The sequence below is a fragment of the Aquamicrobium sp. YD-1-mutant5 genome, from assembly GCF_059509755.1.
In genome coordinates, this window is record NZ_JCAKKP010000002.1 from 41,774 (window position 1) to 54,407 (window position 12,634).

Sequence of the window (12,634 nt, forward strand, 5' to 3'; positions counted from 1 at the left end):
CAGCTGAGAGCGCTGCCGGCGCGCCCTTCCCATTACATTGCCAAAAAGGAGAACACGATGCCCAGCTTGCGTGTGGCGGTCGACGTCGGAGGTACGTTCACCGATGTCTGTATCATGGACGAGAAATCCGGAAGCATCCGGATCGAGAAGACCGCCTCGACCCCCGACCCGATCGACGGCATCCTCGGCGGCGTGGCCAAGGCGGGCGTCGACATGGCCGATGTGGCGCTGTTCTCGCACGGCACCACGGTCGCCACCAACGCGCTGATCACCCGCCGCCTGCCGCGCGCGGCGATGGTCTGCACCGAAGGCTTTCGCGACGTCATCGAAATCCGCCGCGCCAACAAGGAAGACCTTTGGGACACCTACAAGGACGTGGTGCCGCCCTACATTCCGCGCCGCGACCGGCTGACGGTGCCCGAACGCGTCGATGCCGCCGGCAAGGTGGTCAGGCCGCTCGATGAGGCGGCGGCCCGCGAAGTCGCCCGCATCCTGAAGCGCCGCAACGTTGCCGCCGTGGCGGTGTGCTTCATGAACGCCTTCGTCAACGGCGCCAATGAAAAGCGCATGAAGGAAATCCTGCAGGAGGCGATGCCGGACGTTCCCGTGTCGACCTCTTCGGAAGTGCTGCCGGAAATCTTCGAGCACGAGCGCTTTTCCACCACCGTCGCCAATGCCGTCCTGACCCCTGTGGTGGTGGACTACACCAGACGGCTCGGCCAGCGCCTGCAGGAGGACGGCTACACCCGCGACCTGCTTCTGCTGCACACCGGCGGCGGCGTGATGACGCCGAAGAGCGTCGAGGATTTCGCCGCCCGCCTCGCCGGGTCGGGCATTGCGGCAGGGGCCATCGCCAGCCGCCAGATCGCCATGCTGTGCGGCTTCCGCAACTCCATCGGCCTCGACATGGGCGGCACCTCCACCGACGTGTCGCTGGCCTATGACGGGCAGTCGCGCGTCACCAAGGACTGGTTCATCGAATATGGCTATCCGATCCGCTTTTCCTCGATCGAGGTGCTGACCATCGGCGCCGGCGGCGGCTCGCTGGCCTGGCGCGACGAGGCCGGTTCGCTGCGCAACGGCCCGCAATCAGCGGGCGCCAATCCGGGACCGGCCTGCTACGGCCACGGCAACAGGCAGCCGACCAACACCGATGCCAATGTGGTGCTCGGCCGTCTCGGCACCAGCCTTGCCGGCGGCAAGATCACGCTCGATCCGGCACTGGCCGCGCAGGCGGTGACGGAAGGCGTCGCCGAACCGTTCGGCCTGTCCATTCATGCGGCCGCCGACGCCGTCATCAAGGTCGCCAACGCCAACATGTCGGATGCCGTTCGGCTGATCTCGATCAGCCGCGGCTACGATCCGCGTGACTTCGCGCTGGTCGCCTTCGGCGGGGCCGGTGCGCTGCATGGCGCCGCGATTGCGAAGGAACTGTCGATCCCCGCCGTAATCGTGCCGCCCAATCCCGGCGTCACCTCGGCGCTCGGCTGCCTGCTCGTCGACATGCAGCACGACTTCTCCGAAAGCTACATCAAGGCGGCTTCCGAAGCGGATGCCGCGACCATCGAGGCCGATTTCGCCCGCATGGAAAAGGATGCGGTGGACCGGCTGGTGCATGAGGGCGTCGAGCCCTGCGACATCGTGCTCCAGCGCAGCGTCGACATGATGTATCAGGGCCAGTGGCGTTCGCTGGCGGTGAATGCGCCGACCCCTGTCACCAGCATCGCCGATCTGGTCGAGGCGTTCCATCGCGAGCACAAGCGCGAATACAATTTCCGCCGCGACGAAACCCCGGTCAGCCTCTATCGCCTCAACCTGAAGGCCACCGGCATCGTGCCGAAGGCCGAACTGCCGAAGCATGAGCCGACCGGCGTCGTGCCCGCGCCGCTTCATCGCCGCCCGGTCTGGTTCGGGCCGGACGAGCCGCACGATACGCCGGTCTACGACCGCGACGACCTGCCGGCGGGCTTCAGCTTCGAGGGACCGGCCATCGTCGAGCAGCTCGACTCCACCGTGGTGGTGCCGCCCGGCACCAAGGCGGAAGTCGATCAGTATCTCAACATCATCATCCGCGTCTGAGAGGAACCAAGATGCTGACCAAGCCAACTCTCGATCCCGTCACCTTCGAGGTGCTGAAGAACTCCTTCATCACCTCCGTCGACCAGATGGCGGAGCAGATCCTGCGCACCTGCTATTCCTTCGTCATCTACAACCGCGACTTCTCCAGCGCGCTGCATGACGCGGAAGGCAACTGCGTGGCGCAGGGCAACCAGGACATCGCCGTGCATGTCGGCACGCTCCACTTCACCTGCAAGGAGGTGATTCGCGCCTTTGCCGGCGACATGCATCCGGGCGACGTCTACGCCATCAACGACCCCTATGCCGGCGGCACCCACTTCAACGACGTGCGCCTGATCCGGCCGATCTTCCACGACGGCGAAGTGATCGCCTTCTCGCAGTCGAACGGTCACTGGTCCGATCTCGGCGGTTCGGTTCCGGGCTCCTTCGACGTCAGCGCCACCGACATGTTCAGGGAAGGCATGCGCATCACCCCGGTGCGCCTGTTCGCCGGGGGCCGCTTCTGCGAGGACGTCGCCCGGATGATCGCTTCCAACACCCGCGACCCGGCCTCGATCATCGGCGATATCCACGCGCAGGCACAGGCCACGCAGGTGTGCGAGCGCGAAATCCTGCGCCTTGTCGCCAAATATGGCGTCGACACCATAAAGCTCGGCATGGCCGCCGTGCAGGATTATGTCGAGCGCGCCATGCGCCAGCGCATCGAAGCCCTGCCGGACGGCGAGTGGGAAACACAGGACTTCATCGATCAGGACCCGGCCGGCGAAGAGGGGCTGATCCCGATCAGGGTGAAGCTGACGATCAAAGGCGACCGCGTCAGCTACGACTTCAGCGGCTCTCACGCCACCATCGGCTCGATCTACAATTCCGCCTTCGGCTCCACCTTCTCCGCCGTGGCGGCGGGCATGAAGACCTTCTTCCCCGACCTGCCGCTCAACAGCGGCTTCTACCGCCTGTTCGACATCACGGCTCCCGAAGGCTCCATCGTCGATGCCAGATGGCCGGTGGCGGTAACGGGCTTCCTGATGCCGTTCGAGAAGATCATGAACGCCATCTACGAGATGTGGTCCAGGATCCTGCCCGAACGCGCCATCGCCTGCGCCTTCAACCTCGAATATCTGCTGACCGGCGGCCGCGACGCGCGCAGCCCCGAAAAGCCGATCTTCATGTTCTACGACTGGCTGCCGGGCGGCTGGGGCGGGCGCAATGGCCGCGACGGCTGCAACGTCACCACCGCCTGCTTCGGCACCGGGCTGATGGCGCAGCCGGTGGAGGGCCAGGAGCGCGCCAACCCGATGATGACCACGCGCTTCGAGGTGCTGACGGATTCCGCCGGCCCCGGCAAATGGCGCGGCGGTGCGGGCGTGCAGAAAACCTCCGTCATGCTGGAGGCCGAGAACACGGTGATCTCCTACATCTGCGACCGCGAGCGCGCCGTGGTGTGGGGCATCGAAGGCGGCCTGCCATCCATGCCGCATGGGCTGACGCTGCGCCGTCACGGCTCGGACAAGCCCGAATGGCTGGGCTCGGTGTTCTCCAACGTCGTCATCGGGCAGAACGACGAGTTCGGCCGCCCGACCGCCGGCGGCGGCGGCTTCGGCGATCCGCTTGAGCGCGACCCCGAGCGCGTGTTGCAGGACGTCATCGACGATTATGTCTCGGTGGAGCGCGCCGCGCTGGACTACGGCGTGGTCATCACCCCGGTCGATCCCGAAATCTGCGAATACGAGATCGATGCGGAGGCGACGAAGAAAGAGCGCGAGCGCATCCGGGCGGAACGCAACGGCTGGATCGCAACCCCGCCTGAAGAGGTGGCGGCCCTGTTCCAGGCCGGAAAGATCAATGCGCTCGATGCGGTGCGGCGCTATGCGGTGATCCTCGCCTGGGACAAGGGCACGCTTCTGCCGAAATCCACGGAGCAGTTCCGCGAGATGTACCACAAGCGCACCGCTTCCTGCTGGGCGGCAGCCTGAAACAGCCGATGTCGATCCGCCGGACTTTATGGTCCGGCGGCAGGTTTTACGGGCCGCAGGGATGCCGCCCGCCGCCTCGGGGACGCCGCTCCGGAGTTTCCCCGACCTGCGCCAGCAGATCAGGTCTGCATGCTCCCGTCCTGCATGATGGAAACATGTTTCCCTGCGATGAAGCTGTCCTCGCGGAGGAGGAAGCCAGTCCCGTCACCGGCGTCTGGCGTCTATCCGATGCTTAGCGAAGGTTGGTTTCCGAGACATATTTCTCCAGCAGCGCCTTCAGGGTTATGGCGGCGGCGGGCAGGGCTGTGTCGCGTTTGCTGATCAGGAAAACGTCACGGCCGATGCGGTGCCCCTCGATTTCCCTGAAGCCGATGGAATCCTTGCGCACGAGTTCCGCCACGAGCCGCGGCACGATCGATATGCCCATGCCCTCGCATATCATGCCTTCGATCGCCTGCCAGTCCGAGAGTTCGTAGCTGGCCTGCTGCATGGCGGCTTTCAGTTCGGGATCGCGGTCGATGATCTGGCGCATGCCGCCGCCCTCCGCCCAGGCAATGATGGATTGCCCGCGCACTTGTGAAGGCGATACCGGGCCCCGTTCAGCCATGATGGCCATGTCGTTGCGGCCGATCATCACCAGCGGGTCGTGCATCAGTTCCTGATGCGTGAAAATCCCTTCCTGCTCGCGGGTCGACACGATGCCCAGATCGGCATCGCCGATTTCCACGCGCTTGCGCACTTCGCTCGACAGGCCGGACAGGACGCGGACCTTCAGGTCCGGGCGCGTGCGTGACACTTCTTTCAGGAGGCTCGGAAAGAAGACGGGAATGATGGAGGTGACGGAGACGGCAATCGTCACCTGCCGTCCGCGATCCTTCAATCCCCGGCGCAGCTCTCCGATGGTCCGGTCGAAATCTGACAGCACGCGGTCGGCGATCGCCGCGACCCACTCGCCCTCCTTCGTCAGGCTGACCCGACGCGTCGTCCGGTCCAGAAGGGTGGCGCCGAGTCCATCCTCGAACCGCTTTATGGCAATGGAAAGAGCAGGCTGCGAGATCGACAGCTGCTCGGAAGCAATGCGGAAATTGCGGCAGATCGCGATTTTCTGGAACACCCGCAACTGCCTGATGGTCACGTCCATACCCGCTTTCCTCCACTCGCATGGGCCCCAAAGGTGCCGCTCATTGATAAACAAACATTGTTAAAACTGAAATTCAACAAATTGGACAAATGGATTTGCACGCCTCAGTCTGAGGTCATCAGCCGCCACTTCCGGCCGGCTGGCAAACATTGAACGAAAGCATGATCGACAAATTTCACACTTCCGCCGCTGCTGCGCTCGGCCATGTCGAGGACGGTTCGACCGTGCTGATCGGCGGTTTCGGCGCCGTCGGCCAGCCACTGGCCCTCATCGACGGCCTTATCGAAAACGGCGCCCGCGACCTCACTATCGTGGCCAACAATGCCGGCGTCGGACGAGAGGGGCTGGCGCGGCTGCTGGAGCTGCGCAGGGTCCGCAAGGTTATCTGCAGCTTTCCGCGCAGTTCAGATCCGGTGGTGTTCGAAGAACTCTACAATGCCGGTCTGCTGGAGCTGGAGATCGTCCCTCAGGGCACTCTTGCGGAGCGGATGCGTGCAGCGGGCGCCGGAATACCGGCCTTCTTTACGCCGACGGCAGTGGGCACCGCCCTTGCCGGGGGCAAGGAGACGCGCACCATCGATGGACGCGAGCATGTGCTGGAATATGCCCTGAAGGCCGACATCGCACTGGTCGAAGCCTGGCAGGCGGACCGCTGGGGAAACCTGACCTACCGCCGCAGCGGTCGCAACTTCAACCCGGTCATGGCCACCGCCGCCGAAAGGACGATCGTCCAGACGCAGCACATGGTCGGGCTTGGTGCTCTCGACCCTGAAGCCATCGTCACACCGGGGGTGTTCGTCGACGCCGTGATCCACGTTCCCTACGGCGATCCGCCGACCTTTTGAGACAGCATCATGACCCTGCACACACACATTCAGTCCCTGGCCCGCTCCGCCATCGCAGCCCGTATCGCATGCGACATCGAGGAGGGGTGGTGCGTCAATCTGGGCATCGGCATTCCAACTCTCGTCGCCAACGTTCTGCCGCAGGATCGCGAAATCGTCCTGCACAGCGAAAACGGCATCCTTGGCATGGGACCGGCCCCTGCGCAGGACAGCATCGATCCGTGGCTGGTCAATGCCGGCAAGGAATTCGTGACGCTGCTGGACGGCGGGGCGTTCATCAGTCAGTCCGACAGTTTTGTCGTGGTTCGTGGCGGCCATCTGGACCTGTGCGTTCTGGGGGCCTTCGAAGTGGCTGCCAATGGCGACATCGCAAACTGGACGACATCGCTTGCCAGTTCCGCGCCGGCTGTTGGCGGTGCCATGGATCTTGCCGCGGGAGCGCGACGGATCTGGGTTGCGATGGAGCACCTCACCCGCAAGGGCACGAGCCGGCTTACGCGCGCCTGCTCGATGCCGATCACGGCGGCGGGCGTCGTTTCGCGCATCTACACCAGCCATGCCCTGCTGGAGCCATGCGGCGATCATTTCCAGGTCATCGAGAGCTTGCCGGGCCTGTCGTGCGAAGCCTTGCAGGCCATAACGGACGCGCCCCTTGTCTTCGGGGAGGCATGGCGCGGCGCGACCTACGGCGACAAGTGAAACAGGGACCCCTTGAGGGGAGGAGAAACGGATGATCATCGACGCCTTGCAATGCGGCACCTTCACGCCCGAGGTTCTTCGCGATCTTCGCGATGGGGGACTGGGCTGCGTCACCGTGACCTGCGGGTTCTGGGAGGGAACGCTGGAGTCGCTCGACTCCCTTGGCCGCTGGCGCGACCTCATGCATGAAAGCGCAGATGTGGCGCTTGTCGCCACGCGCGCGGAAGACCTAATCGCGGCGCAGGAGAGCAACCGCATCGCCGTGGTGCTCGGATTTCAGAATTCCAACCTTCTGGAAGGGCGCATCCGGCTGGTCGATCTGTTTGCCGATCTTGGCGTGCGCCAGATTCAGCTGACCTACAACAACCAGAACGAACTCGGTGCCAGCTGCTACGAGGAGCACGATTCCGGTCTCGCCCGTTTCGGCCGGGAGGTGGTGCGCGAAATGAACCGCTGCGGCATCCTCATCGACCTGTCGCATGTCGGCAACCGCACCAGCCTTGAGGCCATCGAACATTCGATGAAGCCGGTGGCGGTAAGCCACGCCAACCCTCATTCGCTGTTTCCCCATGTGCGCAACAAGACGGATGATGTCCTGAAGGCGCTTGCCGAAAATGGCGGCGTCATCGGTCTGGCCACATACCGCAACATCACCGGCGATTATTATTGCAGCACGGTCGAGGCATGGACCGAGATGGTGGCGCGAACCGTCGACATCGTGGGAATCGATCACGTCGGCATCGGCACCGACCGCAGTTACGGCTCCGGCCCGGAGTTCCTCGACTGGATGCGCCGGGGCAGATGGACGCGCGGTGTCAATTATGGGGCCGGATCGGCGCAGAAGCCCGGGAATGTCGACGACCCCGAGTGGTTCCTCGAAAGCCGCGACTTCAAAAAGATCCGGCCAGCGCTTAAAGCCCGTGGTTTCTCTCAGGAGGAAGCGGACAAGATCCTGTCCGGCAACTGGATGCGGGTTTACCGCGAAACCTTCGTGCGTGACGCCACGATCCCCGTGGCCGGACGCTGACCATGGATGAAAGGCCGGCAGCCATGAATTCACGTCACGACATCACCCCGCACGGCAGGTTGCGCCCTGCGGCACTGGTGATGTCGCCGGCCCGCGCCGCTGCCGCCTTTCCTTCGCGCCTGAGCTTCGGGCGCACCGCAGTCGAACGCCTGCTGAATTCGGAATGCTCGTTTGAACGAGTGCGGATCGACCTCGATGCAGAGGGCGTCGGCAGCTGCCTCTACCGTCTGGTGGTCGATGGCCAGCGGTTCCATTTTCTGGTGGTCTCCGAAAATTTCGATCCTTCCGCCAAGACCGATCACAGTGCCGGCCGCAACTGGGATGCTTCCGCGGTTCTGTGCGAGGGCGACTGGTCGCCGGCCCGCGAGCAGATGCTGTTGGGTGAAACACCCAAACAAAGGCATGGCCGCTTCGACTATGACACGTTGTGCACGCTGCGCGGCAACCGCAGCGCAAGGCTGTTCAGCCACATTGTGGAGAGCCTTGCGCAGGGCTCTCAGCCTTCGGCAGCGCTGATTTCAGACGTCGGCTATGCGTTGCGCACCACCGGCGTCATCGCGAACGGGGCGCTTGGCATGCGCCCCTTCGCCGGACTGGAGGCTGGCCATCCCTTCGCCCGGCCTTATGAAGTGCAGATGGTCTCCTCGCTGCTCTTGCGGGAATATACATTCGATCTTCTGGAAACCATGGCACGGCATCGCAATCCGCAGGCTGTGTCGCTGGCACCGGCACTGAAGCGCTTCATCGGCGTGGGCAATGCCGCCGGCGCGGGGCTTGTGCCCTTCATCGTCAACAACCCCGTGGTCATCGACCGTTGGTGCCGCAGCTTCGAGGAAGCGCTGGCTCTGGCGCGTGACCGGCTGGCGGCGGAACCTCTTCTGTTGCGCACATTCGTCGCCCCTTTGCTCGACAAGGCGATCGCCTGGTTCAGCGCGGATCAGCGCAGCGGCAACGGCATCTATTGCCCGTCTTCGCAGACGGCCCGGGAGCTGGCGGGTCTGCGCGGGCTGATCAGGGATGCCGGCTCCGTCGCCGGGCTTCCGGATGCCCTCGACACTGCGCTCGCGGCCTGCAACGCCGAAACTGCCGAGGTTTTCCATGCCATCGCCATCGAGCTTCTGTCCGGGAGCGAGGCCGCACGCTTCAGCGATGACCTGATCTGCCTTGCGGAACCTCATGTCAGACCGGCCCAGCCCATCGCGGAACTGCGCAGGGCGATCGAAACCGCATATGACTGGGCGCTGGAGATCGATTTCAGCGATCCCGACGCCAGTCATTATGCGTGGTACCGGTCGGTTGCCGCGCCGCTCGATCCCCGCCGCACGGTTCGCGCCACCGCTCCGTGGCCCGAAGTGGAATCGCGCATGGACATCGCCTGGAAAGTCCGCCGGCTCTACAACGCGACGGCGGGCTACGTGGGCGCGATGGCCGCCGATCTCGTGAGCGACCATCCGCAATTGCGCGACATTGCGGCCCGTGTGCAGAGTTGCGCGGAACTGGACTATGCCGAGTTTCGTGACAACCTCATCGACCGGCGCTTTCGCCCTTTCGCCGCGATGCGCCTCAGCCTTGCCTTCTACGGCATGGAGAAACTCGACCCCAGCCTGCCGAAATCGGCCCGTGGCGCTTTCCTTCAGGGCGCACCGACCATGGCGGAAATCGCGGCGCGCACCCATGCCGGCGACTGGCCGTTTCCACTGGCTCCCGAAGATGACGGTGCAGCCCCGGTTCCGGTTGGGGCACCGGCGCTCCGCCGGCCCGCTTCCGAAGCAGACGGGACAGCCGGGGCTCCAGCACCCGTTTCGACGCAAACCGAAATGCTCCTGTGCTCGCCCCGCGAGCTGCACAGGCTTTTGTCGAAGGCACTGCTTGCCACAGGCTATTTTCTTGGACAGTCCGAGCGCCTCGCCAGCGCTGTCCTGTTCAGCGAAACGCTGCACGGCAACGCCATCGATGCCTGCATCAGCGACATGCGGCGCGCGCGTCCGGTTCAGGCCGCAGGTCTGCGTTTCATCAGAAACGGCTGCAGCCATGACCTGACCGGCATTTCGCTCGCCGGGCCGGCTCTCGACGCTGCTCACCTGACCATGGCAAGGGCCGCGGCCTTGTCGGGAACCTGCTCGCTGACTTTGCGGGGCGCATCGGGGGCAGCCATGCTGGATCACCTGACGCTGGATGCAGTGCGAAAGGGTCATGTGACCATACATGCCTGGACCCATGATGACAGCGGTTGCGGCGCCGGGCGCCATGGGCTGACTATCGCCGGCCCTGACGGTGATGGGGAGGCGTGGCTTCTTGGCTGCGGAACACAATCGGCTGAAGAAGCAAATCGGATATTCACCAAAGCTGCCGAATGCATACCGGGCATGGCTGCGTTGTCATGTGCTTCGGCGAACCCAAGATTTCAGGTGACATCCCTGATTTCATCCGGTCTCAACCTGCGCCCGGCACTTGTTTCAGCGCTGGGCGACATCGCTTCGCCGCGGTTTTTCGGCGCGGAACAACTGGCCGCTCTGCGTTTCGCAGCACAACGCCATGGGATGCGGATCAGCCGCTCCGCATTTCAGGCGCTCGAACAGACCGGCCTCGGCCTGCTCGTCGATGACGGCGATAAAGAGAACGAAGACTGACAAGAACAAGCCGGTGCTTTCCGGTCAACAGGGAGGAGAACCAAGTCATGACTTTCGGGAAATTGCAGACGATCGATGTCAGCCGCCGAAACCTTCTGAAGGGCGGGGTGATGGGGCTTGGCTATGCCGCACTGGGTGCGCCCGGCGTGGCGCGGGCAGCGGAAAGCATCGTGGTGGCCCATCCCGGCGGACCCTATGAGCAGGCCTTCAAGGTGGCGTTCGCTGATCCCTTCTCGAAGGAAACCGGCATCGCCGTCAATCTGGTCGTTCACCCCTATCTGCCCGGAATGCAGGTCGTCTCCCAGATCAGGGCCGGCACCTATCAGTGGGACGTGGTGTCGCTGAGCGAGCAGGACGCCATCCTGCTCCACGACCTCGACATGGTCGAGCCGCTCGACTATTCCGGCCCCGATGTCGGCCAGCTCATCCCCTCTGCCACCCGCATGCCGGGCTGGATGGTGATCGACATCTACAGTCAGGCCTTTGCCTACCGCACCGATACGTTCCCGAACGAAGCGCCGTCTTCATGGGCGGATTTCTGGAACGTGGAAAAATTCCCCGGCCGTCGCGGTCTCGTGCGCGAGGCGGAGGTCATGGAGCAGGCGCTGCTTGCCGACGGTGTGCTGCCGGCGGACCTTTTCCCGCTCGACATGGACCGCGCCCTGCGCAAGCTCGACGAGATCAAGCCCCACATCACCACATGGTGGACCAGCGGCGCGCAGACCTCGCAGTTCCTCGTAACCGGCGAGCTTGATCTGTGCAGCTGCTACAACGGCCGCGCTCAGGTGGCCATCGACGAAGGAGCGCCTGTCCGGATCGTCTGGAATCAGGCGAGCCTCATCGAGCATGGCTGGTCGGTGCCGAAGGGCGGGCCGAAGACCGAACTTGCCAGACAGTTCGTCAAATTCTGCGCCAGGGCCGACCGTCAGGCCGCCTATACCGACTATCTGCCTTATGGCCCGACCAACCCGAAATCCTATGATTTCATCTCGCCGGAGATCGCGGCGAAGCTGCCGACCGAACCCGGCCGCGTCGATCTCACCTACAAGGGAGACGCCGCATGGTGGGCCGCAAACAAAGAAGAGGCGCACGAGCGGTTTGAAGCCTGGCTGATGGGATGACATCGTGACCCTTGAAACAGCCAAACTGAAAATCGAGTCTGTCACCAGGAAGTTCGGCAACTTCGTGGCGCTGCACCCGACCAGTCTCGAAGTCCGGGAAGGGGAGTGCGTCACCCTTCTCGGCCCTTCCGGCTCGGGCAAGACCACGCTGCTGATGATGGTGGCGGGGCTTTCCATGCCCGATGGCGGGCAGATCTGGATCGGCGGTAAGAATGCCACGCAGATGCCGCCGCACCTGCGCGATATCGGCATGATGTTCCAGAGCTATGCTCTGTTTCCTCATATGAGCGTATTCGAGAACATCGCTTTCCCGCTGCGCATGCGAAAGATGTCGCAAAGACAGATCCGCGAGGATGTGAGCCGCGTTCTCGACCTGATACGCCTTCCGCATGTCGCAGACCGGTTGCCCGGCCAGCTCTCCGGTGGCCAGCAGCAGCGCATCGCGCTGGCGCGGGCGATCGTCTACCGACCGTCCATCGTGTTGATGGACGAGCCGCTGGGCGCACTGGACAAGAAACTGCGCCAGCAGATGCAGTTTGAAATCAAGCGCATCCATCGCGAAACGGGGATCACCCTGCTTTGGGTCACGCATGATCAGGAGGAGGCCCTCCTGCTGTCCGACCGCATCTGCCTGATGAGCGAGGGCCGTATCGCCCAGATCGGCACGCCGGAGGAAATCTATGCGCGCCCTTCCAGCGAGTTCGTCGCCGACTTTATCGGTGAATCGAACTTCCTGAAGGCGAGGGTGACCAGATCCGATGCCTCCGCTCTGACCGTCGATCTTCTGGGCATGAGCTTGTCCTTTCCGGCGCAGGCGGCGGCACGTGCGCAGGAAACCGCTACCCTGGCATTGCGGCCCGAAGACGTCATCGTCGGCCATCAGAAGGAGGCGGCTGTCGGCAGTCTTCCGGCCATTGTCAGCGAAGTGGTCTTCCTTGGAGAGGCGGTGAAATACTTCCTGCGCCTCGCGGACGGCCAGACGCTCACGGCCAAGATGCTGCGCCGCCAGCATGACGCCGCGGTCGGGGCCGGCAGTTCCGTCACCATTCACTGGCCGGCGGACGCCTGCATTCCGCTCTGATTTCCAAAAGCAGCAAAGTGTCGTCAGCAATGAAACCT

General features: G+C 63.9%; 9 protein-coding genes. 8 read left to right on the top strand and 1 reads right to left on the bottom strand.

Annotation, left to right across the window (positions count from 1 at the left end; genetic code table 11):
• The first annotated feature begins 57 nt into the window (after positions 1 to 57).
• Entirely contained in the window at positions 58 to 2,079 is a 2,022-nt protein-coding gene (locus AC5XE7_RS02880; protein WP_495364702.1) for a hydantoinase/oxoprolinase family protein, read from the top strand.
• A gap of 11 nt (positions 2,080 to 2,090) precedes the next feature.
• Positions 2,091 to 4,052 carry a hydantoinase B/oxoprolinase family protein gene (locus AC5XE7_RS02885; protein WP_495364703.1) on the top strand — a complete coding sequence of 654 codons (1,962 nt, stop codon included), beginning with the start codon at positions 2,091 to 2,093 and terminating at the stop codon, positions 4,050 to 4,052.
• A gap of 232 nt (positions 4,053 to 4,284) precedes the next feature.
• On the opposite strand, the gene AC5XE7_RS02890 is transcribed toward AC5XE7_RS02885, so the two are convergent.
• The gene (locus tag AC5XE7_RS02890; protein WP_495364704.1) at positions 4,285 to 5,193 is read right to left on the bottom strand and encodes a LysR family transcriptional regulator; all 909 of its coding nucleotides are present in this window, start codon (positions 5,191 to 5,193) and stop codon (positions 4,285 to 4,287) included.
• Positions 5,194 to 5,357: 164 nt separating this feature from the next.
• On the opposite strand from AC5XE7_RS02890, the gene AC5XE7_RS02895 reads away from it, so the two are divergent.
• Genes AC5XE7_RS02895 through AC5XE7_RS02920 form a run of 6 tightly spaced genes read left to right on the top strand, consistent with a single transcriptional unit; the run spans position 5,358 to position 12,596 of the window.
• Positions 5,358 to 6,038: a 3-oxoacid CoA-transferase subunit A gene (locus tag AC5XE7_RS02895; protein WP_495364940.1), complete on the top strand. Its 681-nt coding sequence runs from the start codon at positions 5,358 to 5,360 to the stop codon at positions 6,036 to 6,038.
• Between the two features lie 9 nt (positions 6,039 to 6,047).
• Entirely contained in the window at positions 6,048 to 6,737 is a 690-nt protein-coding gene (locus AC5XE7_RS02900; protein WP_495364705.1) for a 3-oxoacid CoA-transferase subunit B, read from the top strand.
• A 31-nt stretch (positions 6,738 to 6,768) separates the two neighbouring features.
• Complete coding sequence (locus tag AC5XE7_RS02905) at positions 6,769 to 7,764, top strand: dipeptidase (RefSeq protein WP_495364706.1); 996 nt, start codon at positions 6,769 to 6,771, stop codon at positions 7,762 to 7,764.
• A gap of 2 nt (positions 7,765 to 7,766) precedes the next feature.
• Positions 7,767 to 10,394, top strand: a complete 2,628-nt coding sequence (locus AC5XE7_RS02910; RefSeq protein ID WP_495364707.1) for a hypothetical protein — start codon at positions 7,767 to 7,769, stop codon at positions 10,392 to 10,394.
• Between the two features lie 47 nt (positions 10,395 to 10,441).
• Positions 10,442 to 11,515, top strand: a complete 1,074-nt coding sequence (locus AC5XE7_RS02915; RefSeq protein ID WP_495364708.1) for an ABC transporter substrate-binding protein — start codon at positions 10,442 to 10,444, stop codon at positions 11,513 to 11,515.
• 4 nt (positions 11,516 to 11,519) lie between these two features.
• Positions 11,520 to 12,596 (top strand): ABC transporter ATP-binding protein, encoded by a 1,077-nt coding sequence (locus AC5XE7_RS02920; RefSeq protein ID WP_495364709.1) that lies wholly within the window; start codon positions 11,520 to 11,522, stop codon positions 12,594 to 12,596.
• Positions 12,597 to 12,634 lie beyond the last annotated feature (38 nt).

Bases quoted from the DNA above. Each gene is read 5' to 3' on its own strand.
- AC5XE7_RS02880 (WP_495364702.1), top strand. From the start codon at position 58: ATGCCCAGCTTGCGTGTGGCGGTCGACGTCGGAGGTACGTTCACCGAT.
- AC5XE7_RS02910 (WP_495364707.1), top strand. From the start codon at position 7,767: ATGGATGAAAGGCCGGCAGCCATGAATTCACGTCACGACATCACCCCG.
- AC5XE7_RS02905 (WP_495364706.1), top strand. From the start codon at position 6,769: ATGATCATCGACGCCTTGCAATGCGGCACCTTCACGCCCGAGGTTCTT.
- AC5XE7_RS02885 (WP_495364703.1), top strand. From the start codon at position 2,091: ATGCTGACCAAGCCAACTCTCGATCCCGTCACCTTCGAGGTGCTGAAG.
- AC5XE7_RS02890 (WP_495364704.1), bottom strand. From the start codon at position 5,193: ATGGACGTGACCATCAGGCAGTTGCGGGTGTTCCAGAAAATCGCGATC.
- AC5XE7_RS02900 (WP_495364705.1), top strand. From the start codon at position 6,048: ATGACCCTGCACACACACATTCAGTCCCTGGCCCGCTCCGCCATCGCA.
- AC5XE7_RS02915 (WP_495364708.1), top strand. From the start codon at position 10,442: ATGACTTTCGGGAAATTGCAGACGATCGATGTCAGCCGCCGAAACCTT.